This window comes from Mycoplasma wenyonii str. Massachusetts (assembly GCF_000277795.1).
Lineage (GTDB): Bacteria > Bacillota_I > Bacilli_A > Mycoplasmatales > Mycoplasmoidaceae > Eperythrozoon_A > Eperythrozoon_A wenyonii.
This window is the reverse complement of record NC_018149.1, coordinates 123,529-149,908: the sequence shown is the minus strand read 5'-3', so window position 1 is coordinate 149,908 and position 26,380 is coordinate 123,529. Positions and strand designations below refer to the sequence as shown.

At 33.6% G+C, this 26,380-nt stretch carries 24 protein-coding genes; 12 read left to right on the top strand and 12 right to left on the bottom strand.

All coding sequences use genetic code 4. The annotated features are described in order from the left end of the window. Positions 1-5: 5 nt before the first annotated feature. Together WEN_RS00765 and WEN_RS00760 are read right to left on the bottom strand one after the other, a co-directional pair. On the bottom strand, positions 6-593 hold the full coding sequence (locus tag WEN_RS00765) for a restriction endonuclease PLD domain-containing protein (protein WP_043911251.1): 588 nt from the start codon (positions 591-593) through the stop codon (positions 6-8). Positions 594-632: 39 nt separating this feature from the next. Beyond that, positions 633-1,202, bottom strand: a complete 570-nt coding sequence (locus WEN_RS00760; protein ID WP_158308815.1) for a restriction endonuclease PLD domain-containing protein — start codon at positions 1,200-1,202, stop codon at positions 633-635. A gap of 389 nt (positions 1,203-1,591) precedes the next feature. On the opposite strand from WEN_RS00760, the gene WEN_RS00755 reads away from it, so the two are divergent. After that, the gene (locus tag WEN_RS00755) at positions 1,592-2,215 is read left to right on the top strand and encodes a DJ-1/PfpI family protein (protein WP_014849657.1); all 624 of its coding nucleotides are present in this window, start codon (positions 1,592-1,594) and stop codon (positions 2,213-2,215) included. On the opposite strand, the gene WEN_RS00750 is transcribed toward WEN_RS00755, so the two are convergent. Together WEN_RS00750 and WEN_RS00745 are read right to left on the bottom strand one after the other, a co-directional pair. Further along, entirely contained in the window at positions 2,212-5,673 is a 3,462-nt protein-coding gene (locus tag WEN_RS00750; RefSeq protein ID WP_014849656.1) for a DUF3713 domain-containing protein, read from the bottom strand. The two genes, WEN_RS00755 and WEN_RS00750, sit on opposite strands and share 4 nt — an antisense overlap. Further along, on the bottom strand, positions 5,673-9,482 hold the full coding sequence (locus tag WEN_RS00745) for a DUF3713 domain-containing protein (protein WP_014849655.1): 3,810 nt from the start codon (positions 9,480-9,482) through the stop codon (positions 5,673-5,675). The genes WEN_RS00750 and WEN_RS00745 overlap by 1 nt, the downstream gene beginning before the upstream one ends. 11 nt (positions 9,483-9,493) lie before the next feature. Here WEN_RS00745 and lysS point away from each other — a divergent pair, with 11 nt between their 5' ends. The 6 genes from lysS (at position 9,494) to rpmF (ending at position 17,436) form a co-directional block, all read left to right on the top strand. Next, complete coding sequence (lysS, locus tag WEN_RS00740; protein WP_014849654.1) at positions 9,494-10,924, top strand: lysine--tRNA ligase; 1,431 nt, start codon at positions 9,494-9,496, stop codon at positions 10,922-10,924. A 501-nt stretch (positions 10,925-11,425) separates the two neighbouring features. Continuing rightward, the gene (locus WEN_RS00735; protein WP_014849653.1) at positions 11,426-13,420 is read left to right on the top strand and encodes a DNA polymerase III subunit alpha; all 1,995 of its coding nucleotides are present in this window, start codon (positions 11,426-11,428) and stop codon (positions 13,418-13,420) included. Continuing rightward, positions 13,413-14,246: a 5'-3' exonuclease gene (locus WEN_RS00730; RefSeq protein WP_014849652.1), complete on the top strand. Its 834-nt coding sequence runs from the start codon at positions 13,413-13,415 to the stop codon at positions 14,244-14,246. The genes WEN_RS00735 and WEN_RS00730 overlap by 8 nt, the downstream gene beginning before the upstream one ends. Continuing rightward, entirely contained in the window at positions 14,212-14,793 is a 582-nt protein-coding gene (pth, locus tag WEN_RS00725) for an aminoacyl-tRNA hydrolase (protein WP_014849651.1), read from the top strand. The genes WEN_RS00730 and pth overlap by 35 nt, the downstream gene beginning before the upstream one ends. Positions 14,794-14,850: 57 nt before the next feature. After that, positions 14,851-17,265: a hypothetical protein gene (locus WEN_RS00720; RefSeq protein WP_014849650.1), complete on the top strand. Its 2,415-nt coding sequence runs from the start codon at positions 14,851-14,853 to the stop codon at positions 17,263-17,265. 3 nt (positions 17,266-17,268) lie between these two features. Then, positions 17,269-17,436, top strand: a complete 168-nt coding sequence (rpmF, locus tag WEN_RS00715) for a 50S ribosomal protein L32 (RefSeq protein ID WP_014849649.1) — start codon at positions 17,269-17,271, stop codon at positions 17,434-17,436. Between the two features lie 175 nt (positions 17,437-17,611). On the opposite strand, the gene WEN_RS00710 is transcribed toward rpmF, so the two are convergent. From WEN_RS00710 to WEN_RS00685, 7 genes are all read right to left on the bottom strand, one after another. Then, positions 17,612-18,250 (bottom strand): hypothetical protein, encoded by a 639-nt coding sequence (locus tag WEN_RS00710; protein ID WP_014849648.1) that lies wholly within the window; start codon positions 18,248-18,250, stop codon positions 17,612-17,614. A 58-nt stretch (positions 18,251-18,308) separates the two neighbouring features. Next, complete coding sequence (locus WEN_RS00705) at positions 18,309-18,764, bottom strand: hypothetical protein (RefSeq protein ID WP_014849647.1); 456 nt, start codon at positions 18,762-18,764, stop codon at positions 18,309-18,311. Positions 18,765-18,838: 74 nt separating this feature from the next. After that, entirely contained in the window at positions 18,839-19,003 is a 165-nt protein-coding gene (locus tag WEN_RS03720) for a hypothetical protein (protein ID WP_158308814.1), read from the bottom strand. Positions 19,004-19,042: 39 nt separating this feature from the next. Beyond that, on the bottom strand, positions 19,043-19,681 hold the full coding sequence (locus WEN_RS00700; protein WP_014849646.1) for a hypothetical protein: 639 nt from the start codon (positions 19,679-19,681) through the stop codon (positions 19,043-19,045). A gap of 46 nt (positions 19,682-19,727) precedes the next feature. Beyond that, entirely contained in the window at positions 19,728-20,378 is a 651-nt protein-coding gene (locus WEN_RS00695; RefSeq protein ID WP_014849645.1) for a hypothetical protein, read from the bottom strand. A 63-nt stretch (positions 20,379-20,441) separates the two neighbouring features. Beyond that, the gene (locus WEN_RS00690; RefSeq protein WP_014849644.1) at positions 20,442-21,089 is read right to left on the bottom strand and encodes a hypothetical protein; all 648 of its coding nucleotides are present in this window, start codon (positions 21,087-21,089) and stop codon (positions 20,442-20,444) included. Positions 21,090-21,187: 98 nt separating this feature from the next. Beyond that, entirely contained in the window at positions 21,188-21,889 is a 702-nt protein-coding gene (locus WEN_RS00685; RefSeq protein ID WP_014849643.1) for a hypothetical protein, read from the bottom strand. 70 nt (positions 21,890-21,959) lie between these two features. Here WEN_RS00685 and WEN_RS00680 point away from each other — a divergent pair, with 70 nt between their 5' ends. The 4 genes from WEN_RS00680 (at position 21,960) to WEN_RS03715 (ending at position 23,817) form a co-directional block, all read left to right on the top strand. After that, positions 21,960-22,481, top strand: coding sequence for a hypothetical protein (locus WEN_RS00680; RefSeq protein WP_014849642.1), 522 nt, complete (start codon positions 21,960-21,962; stop codon positions 22,479-22,481). 137 nt (positions 22,482-22,618) lie between these two features. Next, entirely contained in the window at positions 22,619-23,272 is a 654-nt protein-coding gene (locus WEN_RS00675; protein ID WP_014849641.1) for a hypothetical protein, read from the top strand. A gap of 24 nt (positions 23,273-23,296) precedes the next feature. Then, the gene (locus WEN_RS03920; protein WP_274506148.1) at positions 23,297-23,431 is read left to right on the top strand and encodes a hypothetical protein; all 135 of its coding nucleotides are present in this window, start codon (positions 23,297-23,299) and stop codon (positions 23,429-23,431) included. A 227-nt stretch (positions 23,432-23,658) separates the two neighbouring features. Next, positions 23,659-23,817, top strand: coding sequence for a hypothetical protein (locus tag WEN_RS03715; RefSeq protein ID WP_158308813.1), 159 nt, complete (start codon positions 23,659-23,661; stop codon positions 23,815-23,817). 140 nt (positions 23,818-23,957) lie between these two features. On the opposite strand, the gene WEN_RS00670 is transcribed toward WEN_RS03715, so the two are convergent. Beyond that, entirely contained in the window at positions 23,958-25,301 is a 1,344-nt protein-coding gene (locus WEN_RS00670; protein ID WP_014849640.1) for a hypothetical protein, read from the bottom strand. 278 nt (positions 25,302-25,579) lie between these two features. Between WEN_RS00670 and WEN_RS00665 the strand changes: the two genes are divergently transcribed. Then, a complete protein-coding gene (locus tag WEN_RS00665) occupies positions 25,580-26,191 on the top strand; it encodes a hypothetical protein (protein ID WP_014849639.1) in 612 nt (203 codons plus the stop codon). Positions 26,192-26,380 lie beyond the last annotated feature (189 nt).

The window sequence follows — 26,380 nt, the reverse complement described above, 5'->3', positions numbered from 1 at the left end:
GTTACTTAATATTCTTCTCTCCACTCTTCATCGAGAAGGTCAGGCATTAAGGGGAAAGAGAATATCCAAATGTCTCTTTTATTTCCTTTACCGTCTGTTTTGGTCTTATTTGTTTTTTTCAAGATTACTTCTGCACTTCCATATGAATCCAACATTTCTTTAGTGATCACTCCGTACTTATAAGGATCATCAAAGCAGTATTCAAAATCTTTCACCAACCTTCTATCAAAAAACATACTCTTAATACAGTGACCTATGAGACTTGTGTCTTCAAAGGTAACTAATTTTTTAGTCTTTTTTCCGGAAAAATGAGCCTTAAATATATTTCCATCTTCCATGACCACATAAAACCATTCTTTTCTTGGTGGTAAGTTGTGTTCACCAACAACAGTTAACTTAACCTCGAATCAACTTTGTTCTTGTCCGTTTCTGGAATTTATTGGTGGCTTGGAATAACAGGCATTTAAGTCTGATTTAGAGAAATCAAATTTTTTTATCTCCTGTGAGGTGGGTACCACTAATGGAAAAACAATAGTTTGTAAAACTTTTGCATTAAATAGCTCTTTTAGAGACATTTCACCGTAAGAACTCATATTAGAAATTTGTTGTGCAATTCATTTTAGAAATTGTGTTTATTTCTTTTTTTTGGACTTTTTTCCCCGAGAAGATGATTTTCTCATAATTTTGGATACGTTTTCGGAGACATCCTTAGAAAGCAATTTATTGACTTGATTCAAAATGACTTGAAGAGCCTCTGGCTCTTCTACTAGAACGCCCTCTTCATATTGAGATTGATTTCTAGAGTCTAAAAAGCTTAAATTTGCAGAGCCGACAATAGCAGAAAAGATTTGATTGTCTTTTAAGAAACAATATTTTTTGCCGTGGTATCACAATTTCTTGGTCATCTTTATCTCTCCCATTCCCGCCTTTTTTCATTTTCTATTTATCTTTTTTGCTGTTGTTCATCGAGAGGCCGGAAAATTACTACTTCTATACATTCCTAAAACTACATTCACTTTTTTAATCTCGTATAAGTCAACTAATCTCTCTAGTTCCCACAAAGAGTCTTCTGAACAATAAGCAACAGAGATTTTTATTTCATCTGCTTTAGCTAATTCCATCTTGAAGCGATCATGAATTATTTCTTGACCTTTTTCAATCCCTAGGGGTTCTATGTCAGAACAAAGGAATTTGATTATCAACTTTTGTGTCAAGTAATTTCTTATTCATTAATTAGCGGAAAAGGGGAAAAAGACGGAATTTTTCTACTCACCATCTAGTTCAAATATGTTGCCTAAGTAATTGTTTTTTTTGTGTCTGAGGGAATAAATTTAATATGGGAGTAGTTCTAAGATAGACGAAGAGGCTCGACCTACTCTGCGACGGGCCTAGCAGTGCCTTTAAACTGTTAAAAAAATCCAAAAAGAAACATAAATCTTTTAGTCGGTAGAGGTCAACAACTAGGCGCGTTAGCGTTTTAGTCTTTTAATTAACTTTTAGGCAGAGGGATTTAGTCGCGCTTAAGGAGTAGGGAAAATAGGAGTCTCTAACGGAGATGGGAGCATAACCCATTACTTCCACCAATTTATCTATGGATAACAACAGAATAGTAAGAATAGGAATATTGGTTGCAAACCGAATTGAGGATATGGAATTTGTTATTCCCTTTGATATCTGAAGAAGAGCTAAGTATGTAGTAGAAACAATCTCATGTGAAGTAAAGAATTCAATAACTCTTAACTACACAGATATAAAGTTCTCTGCTAGCTCTAACTTACAACTAACTAACTTAGATCAATATGACTTATTGTTCTTTCCTGGTGGACCTGGATTTAGGTCTTATTTCTCTCCTCCGGCAACAGCGAAAGAGGTGGGAGAATCCAAGCTACACCTAGCTGTTAGAAAGTTTTATAAAAGTGAAGACAAGTGATTAGTAGCTATATGTGCAGCTCCTGTAGCAGTTATATCTATAGTAGAAAGAGATTGAGAGCCAGATATCAAGTTCACTTGCTATAAAGATCCTAAGCTAATTGGAGAATACTCTAAGTTATGAGTAGATACTCCAGTTCATATAGATCTAAAAAAGAAGCTCATTACAGCACAAGCTGCAGCTTGTTCTTTACAACTAGCTTTTTTAGTAGTAGAGATATTTAGTGGAATAGAAGAAGCTACTAGACTGGCAAAAGCGATGCTTTATGACTATGTATCTCCTTAAAGACTTAGCTGTCTAATAATCTCACTTTCATATATTCAGTCTCTAATTTCTCTATTAGAAGCTAATAGCGTTATTAGAGTGTTTAGAGTGTTTTCAGAAAGATTTTCTTTTAGTTTTTTAATTCCTTCTGAATCAAAGTCAAATCTATTGACTTGATATACAAACCCAACGTAGTACTTTTCTTCTTTTTCTCCTTCTTTCTTTTCGGTAAATACATAAGGAGATTTTTGATCACCTTTGGAAGAATAAATGTAACCAGAGAATCTATTGAAGAGTTTGTAAAGATCTTTGATTGCGGTACTTTGTGAGCTTGTTGGGGCTTCAGCAACTTGTGCGGTGTCACTAGACTTTAAAGCTTTAGATAACTCTTCTTTTAATTCTTCAAGAGTTAGTTCACTTACTTCCTCAGATTTTTCAGATTGACTTAGGGCAATTAGAAGAGAATTGGAAGTTTCTTTATCAAGATATCTCAGTAAACTGGTTTTCTTTTTAGCTTCTTTTAATAGATCGAGTAAATCACTGTTTTTTGTCAAGTTTCTCTTGTGATTATCTGAAAAGAAGGCACCTTCTACAATGCCTTTTGCTCCACCTTCAGCTTGTGGGCCTGCACCTTCAATAGAATAATTTTTATTTTCTGTAGAGTTAAATTTCAAGAAGTCACCAAAAATATAGTTTTTTAGAGCAGGAGGAACATCTCTGGTAGAAAAGGATTCTGTAACTAAACCGAGAAAACCACCCAATTTAGTTTTTTGTCCGTCACCAGTCTGTCCATTTTTATAAGCATCTGTTTCATAAAGTGAGTTTTTGGAAGAGAAATTCTTAGTTTGTGCTTTGCCACCTCCACCATCTTCTCCCACGGAACCAGCCATTGTATTTTCTCCACTTAACAATGGATTAGAAAGTTCTTTAGAAATAGTTTCTTTGAAGAATTCTTTTAATTTAGATTCAGGTTGGGCTTCTTGTTCTTGTTGCTCTTGTTGACCCCCTTCCCCCTCTAATTTCTTCTTTTCCTCTGAAGTAATCTCTTGAGTTCAAACCAAATAAGCATTTTTGTTCTTGTTCTTACTAAATATGTGATTTATTAGTTTTTCGAAATTAGAATGATTATTTTCTGTTAATCACTTAATAGATAGAAGAAAAGCTAATAACTCTTTATAGCTAGTTGCTGAACTTTCATATCCTGAATCACTGAAATAGAAATTATCTAGCATTCAGTCGTTCTTAGATTTATTGGTAATTTCTTTTGTACTTGTGCCACTACTTCCTTCTGGGGCTACTTGTTCGCTTGAAGAAAAAGATCCATACAAAAGTTTTTTCTCGATAGGACTGTTTAAGAAGGGTTCTAGGAAAAGACCTTTATTGATTAAGTCTTCTCAGGTGTTGTTGTCTTGAGTTTGTCCTTCTCCTCCAGTACCCTTTATAGTCTTTGCAAATTCTTGTAAGAGTTTTGAGAAATCTTTACTTGTTTCTCCACTTGCGCCTTTGTTTGGAAACAATATTTCTTCAGCTTTAAGGGCAAAGATAGTATCAATGGCCTTTAATTTGTTTCCTGATATTGCCTCTAGCTGAGCTCTGAAATAAGAATTCTCTAAGAATAGTTTTCTTAAAGAATCTTCACTAAAAGGCTTTTGTCCATTTTTATTTGTTATTAATTTCTTTAGTTCCTCAGCTTTGCTCTTTAGAGAAATTTTTTGTGCCCGTGAATCTTGTTGTTTGGTTGGCAAAAGTTTCAGTAAATCTTCAAAGAATTCATGTTTTTGTGAATTAGTTGTGCCACTACTTTCGGCTAAAGGGAGTTCTAGTTTTTTGGTAGTTTCCTCACCATTACTTCTCTTGAAGGGTAGAGGGGCAAAAAGTCCAGATTCTTTTTTTAATGAAATATTGTTTTTTTGTCCAGAAGTTTGTCTTTTTATTTGAATATTTTGCGGAGTGTGTTTGTAAACACTTAATAATATGTTTTGCAAAACTTTGATTTTTTCAGTTCAATAGAGATCTTCAAGATAAGCGACAGAAGCATCAATTACACCTGAATTTTTCTTAAAGAATTCAGTAAAGTCAAAAGTTTGACTCTTATCTGAACTAGTAGTATTAATTGACTTGATAGTGAATGGTGTGTAATTTTGGTCTCCATTTTTTCCTTTCTTTGAAACTAAAAACTTAGCAAATATAGTTTCAAAATTATCAGTTAGATATTGTTTAACTTTTTCAATAACTTCTGGTTCTTGCTGGTTGAGGGTTTTTTGTTGACCGTTTTCTGCCTTTAACTTTGAATCTTCTGCTGAATAATAAAAACTAATTCCATCCATTTCTCTGGAGACAAGTATTTTGGGTTTGTTTGGGGCGGAAGAGCCGCTGCCTCCTCCCCCTCCACCACCATTTTCTCATTGATTTATTCATCTAACTCCATAAATACAAAGATCTTTTCCCTTAAATTCTTTCTTTATTTCTTCTTTAAAGAGGGAAGAATCGATGGTTAAACACTTTCCACTCTCAGAACCTTGTCCTGCGCCACTTGATTCGCTACCGCCAGCAAAGATATATAGAGGATTCTTAAGAGGGTCGGGAGTATTTTGTTGTTGCGATCCCTTCTTTAACCCTAGAGTGGTGACTTGATCTGTGTTTGGGGCGGGTGCTGAAGTTGTTTGTGGTCTAGTACTTTGCTGTGCATACATGTGTAACAAAGCCCCTAGAGCATAACCATCAGTGATTTTTGATAAATCTGAGATAGTTACTCATTTTTTCTTAAAGAGATTGAGTTCAATCTCATTCTTGTGAGTTAGTCTAGAGATTAGAGTTGAGTATTCTTTATTTCCCTCTATTTCTGGAAATAGATAGGGAACTCTAGTCTTTAAGCTCTCTAAAACAGCTGAGTCATAAAGTTTGGATTTTTTTGATTCTGGGGAACTACTCTCTTCTCCAGCATTGGAATAAGATATCTTTCACTCATACAACTTCATAGGTCTTTCTTTTTCTTCTCATTCCTTTAGAACAAAAGAGCTAAAGTCACCAAATTGAGATAAAAGAAATCAACCTTTTTCATTGAAGAAGAAGTCAATAAAGAACTTCTTTATTAACTCTCAAGATAGTTCTTCTACTTCATTTTTTGTTTTTCAGTGGTAAATGTGATGATAGAAAAAGAACTTATTTAGTCTTTGAGAAATAGGAAAGAAATCTTCTTGATTCTCTCAGATCTTGATAGCTCACCCCATTAAGAGTTGTTTGACTGCATTAATTAGTGCAAACCTAGAAAAAGTAGTTAGGTTTTTGGCAAATATCTTTGATAGTTTTTCCATTTCTGAATCTCCGGAAATCTTTTCTAATAATCTGTTTCATTTCTTAAGGGTTGAATCTAGCTCTAATCTTTCAAGAGCCTCTTGTTGTCTGGTAAGAGTTACTGAAGGTGCAATAACACTGGTACCAAGGATAGTAGTGAATAAGAGCTTTTTAATTCAAAGCATTATTCCACATGCTTACTATCTACATGGCTCTTGAACTTCATATCTCTTGCTTTTACTCTAGAAGTGCCATCAAAGAAGCTCTTCTGTGCTTTGTCTTTGTTTAAAGGCTTATCTGCCTCTAGAGCAAGAAATTCTGCTAATAGCTCTATAGGTAGTAAGTTAAAGAATTCACAAGTAGAGCTTTCATCTTCAAAGTCTTTTGAAGACACTTGAATGAAGTAACCACCATCTTTAGTTGTTCCTTTTTCTCTATTGAAGTACTTTGAATTTAGGTGTTTTTTTTCTGTTCCGCCACTACCACCTGAAGTGGTTTGAACAGCTACTGCAGTTGTGCCGCTATTCTCACTAAGTTTTGCCTCTTGTGCAATTTTGTCAATATCTTTGGACAATATTTCATTTTCTTTCTCTATTTCAGAAGAGGAATAGAAAGGTCCTTGATCGGTGTGTAATAATTGATAAACTAATAGTTTTTTCTTTTCTTCTAAATAAATCTTTTTTTCTTTTTTCTCTTTAGTGAATAACTTATCTCCTCTGTAGAAATCAGGTATTACTTTGGTATGTACTTTGGAAATTAGAGTTACTAATTTATCAAAGTCAGAGGGACTAGAGATATTTTTAATTCGATCTATTAATCCTTTTAGATCTTTGAAATTAAAGAGATTGTTTTTGTCTGTTTTGCTTGGTAGACTAGGTTTTTCAGTTATTAATTGTTTGTATATTGCATCTTTTGTTTCTCCGGTAGTTTGGGGAATTGTTGGAGGATTTGAGAGGCTTAATTTTCCAACAGTTCTTCAATTTTCTCGGATGTGCTGTCTTGCTTTTTCTCGACTCTCAAAGAAGTTTTGTTCTGAACTATCTTCCGCTTCTCCATTCTTTTTGCCTAAGAAGGGGTGAATCGGCTTTTTGTTTTGTTCCCCTTCTGTTGTCTTATTTGAAGTAGCTTCGAAAAGTAGATAATGATAGTCAGTGCTTGAAACTAATTCAACTTTCATAGCTTCTCTTAAACCTTCAAAGTTCTTTTTTGATAAATAACTGAGAGTTATTAAGAAATCTAAAAAGTTATTTCTTTCTTTGATATCTGAAAGATAACTCTTTCTTCACTTTTCAAACAATTCATCAGTTAGAAAGTCAAATTTAGTGGTGTTTGTTAATTGAACTTGACTTTCTTGTTGTTGCTCTACGCCTGCTCCATTTTTTCTTTGTCCGGAGGGAAAGTCAGATAAGAAATCAAAGTAATCTTCTTTAACAGTTTTTAGGTAATTTTTGAAAAAATAAATCTTTAGGAGTTTGTTAAGAAGGGATTCAAGACTGCTTTTGTTTGTTTCTTCATTTTTTCCGGATTGAAAAGATTCACATTTTCAACATCCATTATTCTGAGCCCCAGTTGCTGGTTGTTGTGCGTTGGCTTGAGTTAATTTCGGTGGAACTTGTAAAAATTCAGATAAGTTCTTTTCTACATTAAGAGGTGCTAACCAAGGAAGATTGGTTTCATTTTGATGATTGTCTTTTTTGTCCTTAAGTAAACTATTTCCTCGAAAAAACCCACTATTTAATAACTTTCCTTCTTTTACTTGATAGTTCAATAAATCTTTATTGGCAAATAACTTATCTTGCAGATAGTCAAAGATTGAGTCATTAACAAATAATCTTTGGCTACTTTGGAAATCAAAACCTTTACTTCTGATTTTTAGATCAATCTTGTTACCATCCAATAACTCTTGTATGGATTTGTGATATTCAATAAATTTTTTTGCAGTTGCAGAATCTTGAGGATTTGGTGATTCGGCTTCTACCGGATCAGAAACTTTTACGGCAACTACAGATTGAGTCGCTTGTTCCTTCGGTTTTAGAAATTCATTGAATACATTCTCTTGGCTTTTGAATCTTTCTTTTTTGCTATCTGAAAAATCAGTTGCAAAGGGAAATGGAGAAGATAAACCTTGTTTAGTTACTACTTTGATATTTGAATTTCCATAACCTTCTTTCTTTCAATCTATAGAGCTGTATCTTCCAATGATTTTTTGTCTTAGTCCAAATATCTTTGAATTTCACTCATTAGTACTTCAAAGACCAAATATCTTAGTTAATACATCTTTATATTTGTTGAAGTAGCTTTTATCTTCTTCTTTTAAAAGTTCAAATAATTCCTTGTTGCCATTATTGTCTCTAACAAAATATTCTGCCAGTAATTTATCAAAGTTGGTATTTAGATAGTCAGAGAACTTAGAGAACCAATTATCTGTTTCAGAAAGATTTAAGAATTTCTTTCCAGAAGATCAATTTCTTCTAGTTTCACTAGATTGAAGATTTCTGAAATTAAACCAATTAAATAATTTGTTTTTGGCATCTTCATTTTGTTCACTAGTGCCACTCTTTCTTTCTAAATAACGATGACCATCTAAAGCTAAGGCATGGGCTCCATCGGCATCCCTGAAAAAAATTCATCCAGCATCAGTTTCTCTGACATCATGAACATATTTATGTTTTTTAGATTCTGTTTTTTTCGTGAGAATTTCAGAATCAAAAGAGATGTTGGTATTGTTATTTTTGCCAGTTCCTCCATTCTCATCAAAAAAGATTGAGATTGGATCATTAAGATCTCCGTTTTTTGTTTTTATGGTTTGTCCTTCTAACTTATTTATTTGGGAGTCATTTTGTCCTACGCGGTCGCCAGCCCCTGCAGTTGAGTTACCACTTAGTACCTTATTAACTAAATAAGAAGCTACAGAGGCATACTCCGGAGTTGCTCCTTCAAAAGAATTAAGTATCTCAAGTAAGGTGGCTGGGGAAGATTGATCCCCCTTTCAGTTGTCAATATAGTATTTCTCAAGTTCTAGTTTTTCTTGACCAACACTGCTGCTACCGGAACTTTCCGCGTTACTTTCCGAAACATTCTTAATAAATGACTTAAATTTCTCAATAGTCTTTTTAGAGAAAACAGGGAAAGAATAATTTGCTTTTGAGGGAAAGTGCTCTTTTAAATGTTTTTTGCTGTACTCTTTCTCTATCTCTGAATTAGTTGCATTTTTGTCATAGTATCAACTAATTTTTCAGAAATACATAGGAAGAGTTCGATCAAATCACTTCTTGTAACTTCAATTAATAAAGTCAAACTTTCCCTGAATAAATTTCTTTCACTTTTCATCTTTGAAATGCTCTCTAGATTTAGAGGGGAAGAAGCCAATCTTTTTTCAACTATCTGGTTTTTCTAATTCTTCATCGCTCGCAAAAACTTTTCTTTTAAAGAGTTCTCCGTTGCTATTGCTATTTCCTCCACTCTTATGTCACTCTCAAGATTCACTTAAAGCAAAATCAGATTTCTTGACATCAGTTAAGAAAGACTTAACTAGTTTGTAACTATTGTGTCTTAGTCAAAAAGACTCCATACTTTCTCTGGAGCCTCAGTAGTTATCTCAGAAGTCTCTTTGGTGATTTTTAGGATTAATACTCTTTCAAGCATCTTCAAATTGTTTTTTTTGTAGTTCTTTTCAATTGGATCTCTGCTCTTCAGTTCAATTAGAAGGTTGAGAGAAATATCATCTTTTAGCTAGTTCTTGAGCAAAGGATTCAACTAAACCTTCTTGACCCTCCTTAAAGATCAGGGCTTGTTTAAGGAAGGCGGGAATGCTTACATTGTCATATATATTTACATTGGCTAAGTCAAAAATACCTTCCTTTAAGGGAGAGATATCTGAACCGCCTCAAGTAAACTCTCTTATTACTGGAGAGGTACCAATAATAGGGCCTAAGACACCTGTTCCTATAGCCCCAAAAAATAAAATTTTTTTGATCGTGAAGAGGGTTAGCATTACCTCTTAAGTTGCAAGAAAGAAAGTTAAATGACCAAGAAGAGGTTAGAAGAAAAAAATTATTAGAGCTTAAAACCCTAGGGGAAGATGGTTACTCTTCCGGGGGCTTAACTCCTAATTACTCCATAGAGGAGGTTACAAGTTGTCCAGATAACTACCTAAATAAGTCATTAATACTTGGAGGAAGGGTTCTTACAGTTAGAGGACCTTTCTTTGTATTTAAAGAGAATAATAGTAAATTACAAGCCTACATAGATTTAAAAGAAGAAAGTATTAAGGAAATACACCAATACTTTGAAAAGTATGTAGATATAGGAGATTATGTTTTAGTTTCAGGACCTTTATTTACTACTCATAAGGGAACTTTAAGTATTAGAGTTCAACAACTAAAGATAATCTCTAAGGCTTTAAAACCGCTGCCGGAAAAATGAGCAGGAATACAAAGCCCTGAACTAGCTGTTAGGAATAGAGTAGGGAACTTAATACTCAATGAAGAGTTATTTAATAAATTAACTCTTCGTGCACAAATAATTAGTGAACTAAGAAAGTATTTAAGTGAGTTAGGTTACTTAGAGTTTGAAACTCCTATATTACATAAGATTCCTGGAGGAGCTTCAGCCAGACCCTTTAAGACTCACCACAATACCCTAAAGGAAGATTTATATTTAAGAATTGCTCCTGAGCTATATCTAAAGAGACTAATAGTTTCAGGTTGAACAAAGGTTTATGAAATAGGTAAGTCTTTCAGAAATGAAGGAGTAGATAACTTCCATAATCCTGAATTCAGTTCTATAGAGATCTATAGTACTTATTTAGGACTAGAAAAGACTATGGAACTAACTGAAAAGTTAATTCAACACCTACTAAATAAGTTCTTAGTTGGGGAGAGAGAGATAAAGAGATTTGAAAGAAAAGCAATGTGAGAGTTAGTTAAGGAGAAAACAGAATTGGATTTCTATTCCAATCCTCCAACTCTCTCTGAAGCTATTCAAAAAGCCAATGAGTTAGGAATAGAGTTGACAGAAGAAGAAAAGAAGAGCTTATCAAGAATATATGAGAAATTCTTTGAAGAGCTTATCTCGGAGAAATTAGACTATCCAACCTTTGTATATGGATTTAGCTCAGAGTGTTCTCCTCTAGCGAAAGAAGATAAGTCCAATAATTTCTTTTCTAAGAGATTTGAACTGTACATAGGAGGAAAAGAGATAGCTAATGGTTTTGCAGAACAAAATGATCCCTTTGTCCAAGAGGAACAATTTAAGAAACAAATAGCTTCTGAATCAGAGTTTGAACTGAAGTTAGACTATGATTATCTATCTGCTTTAGAGTATGGGCTGCCACCAACTGGAGGAGTAGGAATAGGTTTAGATAGATTAATAATGTTCTTGCTAGATAGTAAATCTATCAAAGAAGTTATTTCCTTTCCATACCTCAAGGGCTAATCTAAAGAAATAAAGAGATTAAGACTTCCGCAACTTTTTGTTAGAGCGAGTAACTCTATCTTTGAGTCAACAATCTCAATAGATGAGATCATTGAGTTTAGTCTAGCTAATAATCACAAACACTCTGTTTTTTCTGAGTCACAGATTGTAAAACACTTTCCTTCTTTTCACTCCAAAGCCAGTAAGAAAGGATTAGTCCCAGTTTTATCTCTTCATTACATATATAAGGACAGCTCGGAGTGACTCTTAATACCTAAGAACTTTAAAGGTTACAAGTCTTTAGTTAATTTCACAAGCCAAAAAGAAATAAAGAAAGAAGAGTGAAAGAACATTTTCAAGATCTTTCTTTCTGGAGATAAAAATGAATTACCTTGAGGGGATCAAGAGTACTATCTCTCCAATTCTGAACTAGAGAATGGAATATATATCAGAGAGAATCTCTTTTTAAATCCAGAAGATTATGAAGCCTTCTCTTTAGTCTCTTCCTTAAGAAATGATTCTTTGTTTGAGTCAGAGTTAGAGCTTAACTCACACTTAAGAGTTAATTATTTGAATCAAGAAGATAATCTTTTAAGCTTTCACAAACATTGAGTTAAAAACCTACTAGTAATACTTAAAAATTGTGAGTACTATCCAGTAAGTGAAGTAACTCCTTCTGGAGATCAAAAGGAACAAGCTAAGGAGATTATTCAGTTTTGTAAGTCTAGATTAAGTAAATATCTCAAGAATATAGAGAATAAGGCTCAATATCTAGAAAGACTTAAGTTAGAGATAGAGTTATTTGAGCTAAAGGAATACTGGAATTATCTATTCATTTTCTTTAAGTTACTTCAATACATAAAAGAAAAAGAGATACTTACTAGCGCAGGAAGAGGTTCCGCTTCTAGTAGTCTAATTATCTTTTTGCTTGGAATAACTCAAGTTGATCCCTTGAAATATGGTTTGTTACTAGATAGATTCTTGAATCTATCTTCTGAGAGAGTTCCAGACTTAGATCTAGATATTGAGAGTCTTAGAAAGCAAGAAACACTAGATTATCTAGCTGAAAGCTTTGGAAGAACTAACTTTGTAATTCCCTTAATTCAGAAGCAAATAAGGAATATTAATTTGATTAGTTCTCCTTTAGCAAAAGCTTTTCCAAACTATCAAGAACCTTCTAATCAGCAATTACTAAATAAATTAATTAATTTACCCTTTCTCTATCAACCACACCCCTCTTCTTTAATACCTATAGATTCAAACAATCCACCTTTATTGCATATCTCTGAAGAGTTTTCTCTATCTTTTCCAGTAGCCTATCTAGAATACAATCTCTCTTCTTACTTCTCCCTACAGAAGTTTGATATCCTATCCTCTCCCTATCTTGATTTCATTTCAGAGATCTTAAGAAAGATTCAAGTCTCTAAAAATAAAAAGTTGCAACTATCTGAACTAGACTTACAAGACCAAAAAACTTTACAGCTAATTAACTCTGGTTGTACTTATTACCTTTTTCACCTAGATAATGTTTTGATCAAAAAGGTTTTGAACAGCTTTCAAGTGAAATCAGTTTCTGATCTCGCTCAATTAATTTCAGTCATAAGACCTGGAATTAATAAACACATCTCTAAGTTCCTTAACTACAACCCCAATAAAAAACAATTCTCTCGCCCAGAGATCCAAAAGATTCTCTCTGATACTAGAGGGATAATACTCTATCAAGAGCAAATAATGTCAATTATCTCTCTTGCTTTAAATATTCCTCTCTATCAAACAGATAAATATAGACTAGCCTTGCAAAAGAAAGATCTTTCTAAGTTAGAAAAGCTAAAAGAAGAGTTCTTTAGCATCATCTCTAACTCTTCTTATTCAAGGGCAGAACAGATTAACTTATGAGAATTCATTAAATCCTTCGGGGAATATAGCTTCAATAAGGCTCATGCAATTGGATATGCTCTATCTGCCTATCAAGCAGCTTATTTGAAAGCAAATTACAGTGAAGAATTCTTTCTTACTCTATTAGAAAAAGAGGGAGTGACTGAACAGATTTTGAAAGAATTAGTCAAAATGGACTATCAATTAGAGTTGCCTAGCGTACTCTCTCGTACAGAATATCTTGGTAGTTTCTCTAAAGATAAAAAAGTCTTTCAACTGGGGCTAAATGTTCTAAAGAGTAGCACCTCAGAATTAACTAACAGACTGCAAAACGCTTGCTTAAAGATTGAGTCTAAAAACTTAAAAGAAGTTATCTTTTTACTTCTAGAGGAGGGTTTCACAAAAGAAGAGATACTCTCCCTTAACTATCTGAATTGATTTAGAAAGTTATTTTGTGAGACAGAGTCGCAACTCTTTCTTCACTACAACTTAGATAGTTTGTGAAATGAGTGATTGTTTGGCTCAGAACAAGAAGATAACTCTTTAAGAAATTCCTTCAATGAAGAGGAAGTGAAGCTCTTTGAAAAAAACAAAGTAGATTCTCTAAAAATTAACTTGAAAGACTTTAATTTCTGTGAATAAGAGATTCTTATTAATAGATGGAAATTCCATAATATATCGATGTTTTCATGCTGTTTATCCTAAAGACCCAAATGTGTTGCCTGCAAAGATTAAAGAGAATTTCTTTGACTTATTCACTTCGCAACTTAGAAAGTGACTTAAGTTAAATAGCTATGGTTATGGACTATTAGCTTTGGATGTTGATAGAAAGAGCTTTAGAACAGAAATACTACCTATCTATAAAGCAAATAGAGAACCTATGCCTCAAGAGTTAGTTGATTGATTTCCTGAAATCATACTAAAGGCAAGGGAAGAGGGAATAAATGCTCTTTATGCCCCTAGAGGTTATGAGGCAGATGATTTAATAGGTACTCTCTCTAGACAACTCTCAGAGGCAGACTATAGAGTAGACATTATTACTATTGATAAAGATTTACTTCAATTAGTTAACCACTTGGTTTCAGTAATTAGAATAAAGATCTCTTCTGGCTTAGAGATAAATAATCATCAAAACTTCTCAGAGTTAAATGAAGGTTTATCTCCTTTTCAAATACCTTTATTAAAGGCATTGGCTGGAGATTCTAGTGATAACTACTCTGGAATACCAGGTATTGGTCCTAAGAATGCAACTAAGCTAATAACAGACTATCAAACTAAAGAGAGACTATTGTCTTCTTTAGATAACTTACCTGAAAGTAGGATAAAAAGATCACTTCAAGCAAATCTAGAAACTTTAGAGAAGTGCTTGCAATTGGCCACTATTCAAACGAAAATTAGATTTAAATATAGCCTGTCAGACTTCACCATAAAAAGTGAAAATAATAGTCGGACTAGGAAATCCAACTAAAGAATACGAGAACACTAGACACAATCTAGGTTTTCAAGTAATAGATCAAATACAAGCTAAGTTGGGGTGTTCCCCATTTAGCTTAGTTAATGGTTCTATGGTTTCAAAAAATAACTCTTTAAAAGGAAACTCTTTTATTCTTTGTAAGCCTTATGAGTATATGAATAGCTCTGGACAGTCTTTAAAGAAAACCTTAAGAGAGTTAAAGCTGGATTTCGAGAATGTCCTACTAATCTATGATGAACTAGATATTTCTATTGGAAATTACAAGTTAATTAAGAGAAAGGAAGAGAAGATAAAACACTTAGGGGTTAGAAATGTAGAAACTTCTTTTCCCCTCTCTCAGTGTCTTAAGTTAAAGGTTGGGATAAGACCAACAGTTACTAACGAGAGCTTAGTAATAAGAAATTATGTAATGGAAAACTTTACTCTTGATGAAAGAAATATATTAGATCAGTTGCAAGATTCAATTTTTCAGTTAGTAAAGAGGTTTATCTTACTGAGCGAGAAGGAGTTGAAAGACCCAATTAACTATTTAAAAAAATAAATTTTCATCCTTTTTTCACTTTTCGACTAATAAATGTAGTGAAAAGACCTTGGGGATATGAGTCTAAAAACTTTATATGGTTTGCAATCTGCTCTTCTTGCAACAAGTAGACCTGCTGGGGAGCTCTGACTAGACTATAGCAAGATTGTTGAAGATAGTCAAGCCAAAAATAAGACACATCTTGAGACTTACAAAGATTTAGTTAATTCCGCCACATCAGAACCTAATCTAAGAAAAGAGTTAGTATTACCAGTTAACTTAATCATTTATGACAAGTATTATGAAAAGATCTCTGAGTGGAAATATCTAGATAAATACCAATATGACCAAGAGATATTAGTTTTTGATAAGAAAGGATATGATCCGCAAAAAATAAATCAAATAGGTGCCTATAAAAAGAATTGACTAAATAATCTAACTCACTTAAAAAACTATCACTATCTTTGAACCTCAGTCTATAAGTTTCCGCAAAAAGATGATGCTCAAAACATTAATTGAATTGATGGAGAGGCTTCTGGTCAGACTCTAAAGAATTTATTGAGTCTAAATCTCCCAAAACCAGAAGATATAAAGGGGTCATTTGAGATACACAAAAAGATCATTGAGCTAGACCAATCTTTCTTAATGAGTCCTATTATCTCCCTTTTCTCTGGTTATTGGAAAAAAGGAGAGTTGAATAAGGCAAATAATGTTATTTCCAAGGTTAATTATGGAAAGTTGAAGCCTGATTCAGTTCTATGAAGTGATTTATATCACTATGAAAGAAATAAAAAGAGAGATTGCTCGGAGCTAGAACACAATGAGGATGATGAATTGAGAGTGATTAGAAAGGAGATGTCGGAGGGATTTGATTCTCAATGTGGTCGAATTAGCTTACTAAATTACAATTCCTTCTTCAAGAGACACCAAAATAGAAGAATTTATTCCTCTGGTGTTGTTGGATATAAAAGACTACATCCAGCATATTGAACTACTCACACTTACTTCTATTCCTTGGGAGATTGAAATTTAGATAAGCCTTCTAAATATCAAGTAAATAGAGAAGGAACAGATCAAAGCTTGTGATATGTTGACTTTGACAAGTTGTTTGTTCCGGAAATACAGTTAGTTAAGGAACCAGTAAAAGGTAATTTTGAGAAAAAACAATTTCAACTCTCCTTCTATCTAGACTACAAAAAGATAGATAATGTTGAAGCCTTCCTAAAAATCAGCACCAAACTAAAGTTCAAGCTGAAATTCAAATACAGAGCTAAGGATTATGAACAACTATTCACAATTAGTGAAGTACTTAATGACAAGAAATTCTACTTTGAGGATCACTGAAAGTATTGAAAGAGCAATACTGGTGCATTCTCAAACTTTGAGCTATTAGTCTTTTCTGATAATCCAAACATCAAATTACAAACTCCAGAGAATAAGAAAGAATTTAGCTACAAACTAAATCTATCTATAGTTGAGTCGAGATTCAATATTCTTTATGGTCTTTTGCTGGACCAAGAAGAATTGAAAGATATGTATTACTCAGAGTTGAAGAATAAAGAAAAGTTACAAAAATTCTTCTACCTAATTAACAAAAGTGTCAGAGAGCCTAGAGTTAGATTGATAAATCTTTCTTCAGAATGGACTGAGTCATTAAAGGTAAAGCTCATAGGAATGGACTATAGTAGCTCAGCGACTCTAGAATACTATGACTTTTTTGAAGGAAGAACAAAGAAGGTGGAACTATCAAATCTCTTGATGTTACCTTCTTTTGATCGAGAGAAATATGTAAAGAAAGATCATTCAACTTCTATTGAAAAACTAATTGGTGAGCAAAATTCTCACAAAATAGGAAGTTATTTCTGAAGCAAAATGAAACTGCAACTAAAAGAAAAAGATTTATTTAATGGAATTGAAAAATACACACTTCAACCTAAAAACCAAAGAGATCCAGATATTGAAGATTTAAAAGACTACTACAAAGATATAGAGATAGTGGTTCAAGGAGAAAACACTCACTATCTAGTTAGAAATGAAGCTCAATCATTTGATAAATCTATTAACTCCTCAACTTATCACAGACTATTTTCTATTTCTGATAATGGAAAAGAAGAGGTAGGAATTAATCTCTCTGACTTTAATTTCAGAAAGGTATTTGAAGACAATAATGAAATAGAAATTGAAGTTGAATACAAGGGAAATAGGGGAACAAAACTAGTTAATGTTCAAAATATGGTCTATGAGGGAGTTGTACTAACTGGAAAGACTAACTTTAAGTTCAATAAGAATCAAATAAGTCCTGAATCAGAAGATTTTTGAAATAAAAGATCCTCTAGTAGATATTCTTCCTATTCGAATAAAAGCTCAGGAAGTAGTTGAGGTGAAACTAGCTCTTTTCTACCAGCACTTATTGGAGGTACAGGGATCGGTGCTGGATTATTAGCTGGTGCAGGTTCTTTATTATTAAAGAAATTTAAAATAGCTTTATCATAGACAATGGCAGTATCACCCAGAAGAGTTTCCAAATCAAGAAAGGGAATGAGAAATTCTCATTTAGGAATTCATTCCTTAGCCCCTTTGACTAGATGTCCTAAATGTGCTGAACAAGTTAGATTGCACAGAGTATGTAAGTGTGGTCAATATAGAAATAAAAAGATTTTTTAGTACTATATAGCAGAAGATAAGCTTAAGAAGTTCTTTCCTTTATTTGAGAAATATAAAGTAGATTCCTATTTATCTAGAAAAGTAGTAGATAAGAAGGGAGCTAAAGATCTTTACAAGATTTGAGCAACAATCTTTATTTCAGTTGGAGTGGCTGTATTTTTTATATTCGCAATATTTAGGTAGGTTTATTTTTTAGACTTACTCCGGGTTCTACAACAAGATTTCCAGAAATATCTCTTGTTCAGGCAGGATTCTTGATTTTTGCTTGTTCTGGGCTTGGGTTATTGCAAATTAATTGGTAGTCTTTTACTTTATGTCGATTAATAATACAGTGTTCACTAGGCTTGAAAGGATTTTCATTAGATCATTTTTGAGTTCAGCTCAACAAAGATTGCAATTTTCTATTTATTGGTTTTTGAGACCCTCCCTCTTTAAAGTGCAACGTTGTGGGCTTTTCAATGCTTTGAACTCAACTTACTGTTTTATCTTTAGGCCCTTTTCAGTGAAATAAGGTAGGTGACTTTGGGTTATTTTGGTCGAAACAGAAAAATAGTTCTAGTCCTTGAAAATCTGGGTATCAAAAACAACCTCATTTCATCTCACCAGAAGATCCGTGCGCTTCATTTAATTGTTGTGTGGCTTTTTCCATCGCTGTTTGTTCTTTTTGTATCTCAACAACTCTAGTATCCCCCCCCGCTTGTCGTAAGAAAGTTATACGCTTTAACCGATCTTTAGCGAATACGGTTGTAAGTGGAACAGATGCTCCAACTCCAAAAACTGAAAAGATTTGTGCAATCCTAGTTATTGCAGACAAGGCTTAAAACAGGATTGTCGAATTTACAGCAATTTTAAGTAGAAAAGAAGTGAAAAATTTAAGCGGTTTCCATTAATTGTGGTTTTGCAACTTCTACTTGGCCTTTAGGAACTTCTCTTCACGGGCGCAAATTAGTTGAATTGTCTGGAGAGCAAGTTAAAAGATAGGTACCTCCACCCTCTTTCTTAGTTACTCTGCAATATTTGCTTGGTTCAAAAATAGAGTCTTTTCACTTACTTCGTATCCATTGCAGGTGTATTTGCAGAGGTTTAGATATTTTTACGGTTTTATCACCTCTAAGTTTTGCTTCTGTTACGGTCATACTCAAAACTTTTTGCAATCTGTCATTTACTGTCCCTCTCCCTTTATAGGAATAGTGAAATAAATAGGGAGAAATCCCAGAATCTTCTCTATCGAAACAGAAGAATAATTCTGTTCCGGGCAGATTTGGAATTCAAAAACATCCCAATCCAGTAACTGGCTTTCCTCCATTTTCCTCAACCACTTCTTTCATGGCTTGTTTAAATACTGGGGTGCTCTTTTCTTCTGTCTTGGGTGTTGTTGGTGGTAAAGGTTCAGGTTTAGGAATTACATCGGGAATGGTTGGTGTAGGTTCTGAAACTTCGCCCCCCCCGCAACTACTGAAACTAACTCAGCAACTGCCTTCTCTTCTGTAAGAGCAGGAATTAAAGGGGCAGAAGAGACTGCTCCTATTATTGAACCGAATTGAAGAAGTTTTGATCCGACAGACAACTAAAGCTACTTACCCTTAACTCCAGAAATTAATAGAGTTTAATTGCTATTATGTGGTAATTCTGGATTCACTTTTTTTGTAAATTCCCTGCCTCCAGATTTTTTCAAATTATCACAAGTCAAAGTATGTGTTTTAGTATCTCTATCTTTAGAAATATTGCAATGATTTTGAAAAAACAAACCAGTTCCCCATTGCCTCAATCACGCAAAAGACAAGGATAAATAACGAGGCATCTCTATAGTTCTGTTATTGCTAAATGTCATTTTCAAAGTGGAGGTACCGTTATAAGTTATCTCACTAACTTCATTTAATTTTTCTTTTTGAGATAAATTCCTTTCCCTTCGAGCATAGTGAAACAAAGTTGGAGAACCAAGTGTTTTCATATCTACACATATAAATAGCTCCAATCATCTTCTTTCTTCAAATAATCAAAAACACCCTTTTTCTCCAGTTTTTCCCGATTCTTCCATTCTTTTTGTTGCGCTCAACATGACATTTTCTGTAACCTCTTTGACTTCTTGTGTTTCTTCTTGCTTATCGTTAGAGACTGTTCTATCATCGCCTCTAGGTAACTTAATTTCTTCTGTTCTTCCAGAAATTGAAGACATAAAAGGTATAGTCGAGCCAACACTTAAACCTGCAAATATTTGCAAAGTTCTTTTAACTAAAGAAATCATGCGTGTAGGGTAACTATTTAGTTATGTGATTAATTCAAGCAAAATACTAAGTTTTTATTTTTTCTTGAAATTCTGGTATGTGAACTTCAATATGAGAAACATGTTTTTCTCAAGGATCTTTATTTCCGGCTCCTTGTACGACATCACAGATTAATTTGTAATCTTGTTTATTAGCTTGCTTTTCTATTCGACATTTACTGTTTGGCGCAAAAGTCGATTCTTTCAACATCCAAGCGAGAGGCGCTCTTAAGCGAGGATTTAAGGACTTATTCTTATTTCCAGAAAAATGCAAAATGGTTGGGCGGGCTGTAGTGATGCTTTCTATTCGATTTAATCTTTCTTCTCAAGTATTTCCAGCCTTCTTGTCAAAGTGAAATAAGAATAATGAATTTAGTTTGTCGATATTGAAGCAGAAAAATAATTCCATTGGAAACACAGAAGGCATTCAGAAACATCCTTTTCGACCTGCATTATTTTCATCATCTCCGTCTTGTGTCATCATTTTGACTGCCTTATCCATAGCATTTTCATTGTCTTGTTTAATTGGTTCCACCTCTCCGTCAGTAATTTTTCTTGCAACATTTCCAAAATTAGTTATTCCTTGCTTACTCACAAATTTCATCACAAAGGGAGTGGTTGCCACAGAGCCTAATCCTGCGAATGTTTGCAAAATTCTTATTACTGAGAAGGCAGCCATATTTGGCTATTTTAGAAATAATCACACTGTATAACTCCCTTTAATTAATTTCGTGAATTGAAATTATTTAGTTAGTACAGTGTGATTATTTTGGTGTAATTTGTCTAATTCAACTTCTCCTAGATTCTTATCAGAACAAATTAATTGGTAATTTTTGGAACTCTTCTCGATCTTACAGTTACTTTCTGGAATTAAAATACTGTGTTTTTTTAACAATTGAGTTGTAAGGTAAAGCCTTGCTGTTCTCGGAACATCAACCAATTCTCCATTTTTAAATTTCATTTTTGTTGGACTATTAGAGAAAGTAATACTCTCTATTCGTCTTACTTGCCTGCTATTTCCCAAACTCTTTCTTACGTCATAGTGAAATAGAATTGGTGCATTTAATTCCCCCATATATGCACACATTAGAAATTCCAATCCTATTCTTTGATTTTGTTTTGGCATTCAGAAACATCTTAGATCTTCTTTTCCGCCACCCTTCTCCAAAATTTTCTTAACTTCTTGCAAGACTTCTTTTTGTTGTAGATCTTTTTGTTCTTCTAGTCTAGGATCACTTACTTCTTGCTCTTGAACTGGTTCATTTATCACTCTTATGTCTTTTTCCAAATTTTTTAATGCTCGATTTTTTGTGAAGGGGGTGGTAAAGGGAATTGTTGCTCCGACTCCAAAAACTGAAAAAATTTGAGTGGTTCTGGCTAAAAGAGACAAAGATGATTTTGACCTAAGTTTTTATTGCCATTTTATGTAAGGCAATTAAAAGCCTTTTGATTGATTAATAAGGTGGTTTAAGAGATATTTTTAAGAGACTAACTTTTGGGTTGTAGAGATATTGTTGGCTTTACAACTTGACCTTGAGAAACATTTTTAGTTCATACAGGATTTGTATGTGTTCTTTGTGGAGTATCGCAAATTAACTTGTAATCTCCTTGTTGGCCGACATTAATAATCTTGCAATGTTTACTTGGCATAAATTTTTCTGGTTGAAATTTTCAAACTCAAGAAAAATGAGTTCTTGATTGTAGGGATATATCTTCAGAACCTCCATTTTTAAATTGCACTGTTCGTGAAGTTGGCATGACATCTACCATTTTTAATCTTTCTTCCACTTTTCTTCTAGCACCATTTTTTCAAGAGAAATGGAATAAAAATGGGGAGGTCTCTTCTAATTCCGTGTCAAAGCAGAAAAGAAATTCCAATATAGAAAAGGCTCAAAAACATCCAAATCCCCTTCCTCCTTTCTTCGCCCCCTCTCCTGCTTCTGTTATTTTTTCTATAGCTTTTTCTATTATGCTTTCTCCTTCATTGCTTGGTTTTTTCGGAACTGTAATTGGTGCTTGAGGGGTTGGTATTTCCTGTTCCCTCCTAAAGTCATCAGACATTAATCTTGTGTCTTCTCTGAGACTAATCTTTGACTGTTTATTTGCAAATTGTGTTGCGAAGGGTACAACCGCTATAGTTCCGGAGCCAGAAAAAATTTGAAAAGCTCTAACAAAGTGAGATGTTGCCATATTAGGGTTTTAGGGTGAAAAGGCTCTAAACACTATATTTAATTATTTGTAAAGAGATAAGCAAAACCAAATGTCTTTAATAATAGGAAAGCTTGCATTATTGACTTTGGTTCCAGTAGTTGGTGCAGGAATAGCTTATCCTACTATGACTACCAAGTTCGGGGGGGGCGAAGGACAAATTAGATTGACATCAATTGGTGATTTTGAAAACAATTGTTGAGTTTCAGTTCAAGGAACACTTTCAAAGGGCGGTGAAGAAACGGCAAAACTATTAGCTTGTCGAGTTAAGAAAGATTCTGAGGTTGCAAGATTTTACTTTTTTGTAAAAACAGCAGATTCAGTTAACTTACCTAAAGAAGTAAAAAATGTCACATATCAAAATGGCGATGGTCATGGACATAAATTTCTTGTAACCTTCTCTGATGGCGAAAGTAAGACAATTAATGCGAGCAATACAATCTGAAATTCTGTATTCGGAGATGAAATTAACAGGAATTGCAAAATAACAGGTGATGTAACAACTTCCAGAAGATTAGGTTGTAATGGGCAATATCCACAAAATATGGAATTCTTCAAAAGTAATTCTCAGTAGTTAAAAAGTTAACAGGAAAGATATAGAGGGTGAGAACTTTTAATTGCTGAAGGGTGAAAAGAAAAATTAATTTGTTTTGGGGGAAAAAAAATACTTATTTATTGGAAAGACTTTTAAAAATTAATTAATAGATTTCTATGTTTTTCTTAAAGCCTATATTGTTTGTTTTGAGTGGAACCGCAGGTATTGCGGGCTTCTCCTCACTTTCTTCCTTAAATTGAGATCCTTCAAATGTTTGAAGAGTAGGAGCTAATGATAAGTTCTATTTATCTAATTGCTTTAATAACCCATATGACAAAAAGGAAAAATGAACTAACTCAAATTTATGAATCTATTTAACTATTAAAGGCCCAAAAAGTAATGGTATATCAGAAAATACTGATCTTGAATTGTGAGCTGAAGGATATGGCGAAAGGAGACAAGGCAACAAAATTATTATTCCTAGATGATATAAAGATATTAGTTTTCAGAGCTCAGCAATAGATGGCGGAGACAGCGATTATGTATTAACAAAAAGTAGCCATGGTATCAAAATAGGTGAAACTGGTTCTGGGGAGGATTCTCAAGTTTTTGGAGACACCATAAAGTGTGGTAATCAAATTTTTGATGTGGATGGACATGCTTCGAGTTTGGGTTTCTTAGATATTCCATTAAACAAAGTTACTTTTAAATTAAAAAAGTCAGAGTACAGAGAATACAAGGGCCGTGAAGCTTTTGAAATAGTAATTAACACTAATCAAAGAGACAAACAATTAAAGTGAGCAGATGGATTTAAGCCTATAGTAATTTAGTATTTGTAAAAAGAAAAGTCAGTTATGTTGGGCTTAAAAGGAATGCTGGGAAAAGTGATTGTAATGATTGTTAGTGGGGGTGGTATTGGAGTTGGAGGTTTAAGTGAATTGTTGGTACGCGGGGGGGGCAATCAAAAGATAAAAGAGTTGCTGAAGTAAAAGCTGGGTGAGGTAAAGAAATATATCAAAAAGTAAAAGGGATTAAAGCAAGTGAAGTTACCAACGGAACAGGAAGTGGAGGTTGAACGTGGAATGACGGTAGTAGTTCTGGGGGCGGGAATGGGCAAGCGAAATATAAATGAAGTGGTAATTGAAAATATCTAGGTAAAACTGGGGGAGAGAAATATTGGTTATTAAAGAATAGTAGTGAATGTTGGGGGTTGGTAGTGTCATCGAAAAAAGGTGAACAAGAAAAAGTTAAATGAAGAAGAATTAAAGGAAGTATTGAAGGGGAAGAGTGTAGATTAGAAGTCGGGAAGAAAAGAAAAATATTTGAAGATTGCAAGTGAAAAAATGAAGAAAATTCTGTATCTTTAAATAGATAAAGTTTTTCTTTAACTATGCTGTTTACCCTGATGCAGAAACTCTATCTAATTTGTTATCTGTTCTAGCTTTAAGAAATAGATCCTCTCTAGTATCGGCAAAACTAATACAACTTACTAAAAACTAATAAAAATCTAAAGATTTAGATTCTGTAATTAGAACACTTAGTTCAAAAGGTATTCTTGCTTAGTCAAGCAGGCACTTGCAATACTTCTAAGTAAGTTTGAAGTCTTAAGTGATAAGAATAATCTTTAACTTCAATTAAGCAAAGTCTTTTGTCATTAACTGTATCTCCAAACCAAGGTCTTATGATTTGGTCACAGACTTCACGACGAATTCCATTGGTAGGATCACTTCAGCTTGGTACTCCCCATCAAGAAGTATCTTTTTCACATTTCTCATCTAAAAGTCCTGTTTCTTGAACAGAATCCATTTTTAATACTTGATCTTTTTCTCTGTCTTCTAGTTTTTGTTGGCCATTTCAACCCCCTCCGCGCCCTTTTTGAGGTACTCAAAACCCATTGTTATTTTTATAGGCCGATTTAAGTACCTTCTTAACTTTTCAGTCTCCATTGTTTCTTGTATTTCACACACATTCTCCAAAGAATTTGCTTTGAAGTGAATTATCGGTTGCTGTTGGTTCTTGGCAATTTCAACCAGTATTGTCTCCTCCAAACAAAAGTTCCACAATAGCAGGAAGGATATTCTTTTCTGACAATGATTGAACTTTTGGAGAGGTTGGTCAAATGTATTTCTTTAGATAATTAAAGGCTGTAGCTTCAACATCCCCAAAAAATCTAACTTTAGCTAGTTTAGGGTTTTGAAATACTTGTCCATAATTTCAAGGACTATCTCTAAGTTCTGCCTCAGTCTTACCCAACATATCTTTAAGTTTTGAAAGATCAAACTCTAGGTCTACTAACTTTCCATCTTTTTTCTTTCCAAACTTATCAGCCCATCATTCTCAACCATGATATAGACCAAAGATATCTTCCTCCAGAGCTTTGTTTCTCTTTTTTCAATATTCTTGTAATCCTTCTAGATCTTCTTTGGTTACATACTTTCCTGATTTTTGTATCTCAGTTCAGTAATTCTTTTGACTATTCTTTGTAGCTTCTCCAGCCCTCTCTAAGTTGTCTAACTCTATACTAGTGCTTCTTGGTCCAAATCAACTATTACCGTAAGTTATGTCTCTACCTCCTCATAACTCTCTTTCCGCCTGAGAATGTTTTTTGCTCTCAATGGTTTTGTGTTGTCCTGCATTATCTCATCCTTCAACAAAGAGAATGTCTTCGCTAACCCCTTCACTTTGTCATCTATAGACTCCTAGAGATGTACGGTTGAGATCTTTAACTAAACCTGAGTTTCTTTTTATATCTTTACTTACTGCTTTTTTGACATTTAAGGAATTGTTGGAATTGAAAAGAAAAGAATCTTTATCCCTCTCTACTTGAATGTCCCCCCCCCGAGTGATTAAAGTAACCACCTATTCCTCCACCAAAACCACCCAATGCAACAATTTCTAATAATAACTTTTTTCAAATCATTGAAAACCTTAAGAAAATTAAATTCTTTTAATAATTTTGTTGTCTTTGTGTAGTTGTCGGTTGCACAAAAGAAGAAGAAAAAGATTAGAAAAATAAAAACAAGAAGGGAAGAGCTTTTAATTTAATTAACAGACCTTTATGTTGGGGGGGGGCAAAGGTTCTTTTTGCGATTGTTGGAGGTTTTGTCGGTATAAGTGGTGTTTCTTCCCTCTCTTCTTTGGAGTTAGATCCTTCAAATGTTTGGAGAGTAGGAGTTAATAATAAGTTCTATTTATTTACTTGTAGTCAAAGACCAAAACTAGAAAACAAAATCGGCAATGAACAATGATTTGATTCAGATTTATCAGTTTACTTGACATTCAAAGAAAATATTTCCACAATTACAGAAGGTGCTGAACTTCAATTAAAAGGTAGGGGGTCTTATATAAAAGGTAGAGGAAAAAATATTACAGAGCGCGAAAGATATAGGGAAGAGAATTTACACGAAAATATTGACATTGGTGTTGGAACAAGAGAGTCTAGATTTGTTTTAACAGTTAATAGATTAACTACCAACAATAGATTAGGGGAGGCGGGTGGTGGAGATGATGCTTATAAATATGGTGATATGGTAATGTGCGATAAATCTTTATTTACGTTTGAAGAATATACACAAGCAAGAAATGAAGAAGAAAGTGTGGGTCTTGAAGGTGTTAAGTTCTCTTTAAAAGGTTGTCAAGATGAAACAAATAAATATCATGGTAAACAAGGTTGCGAAATAGAAATTATTGACTCTAAAGGCAAAAAAATAAAGTGAAATGAGAAATTTAAACCAATAGTAATTAGATAATTAAGATCTATTAACTCTGATTAGTTGTTATTCCCGAAAGAATTAATCCAAATTATTCTTGATTTGTAGAAAGCTATTAAGTAGTTAAAAATGCAATTTAGATTTGGAGGGTTATTTTGTGGGCCTGAGGGGGGTTAGCTTGAGGAACGATAAATGCAGGCATGCAAGACTCGAATTTAAAAATTGTTC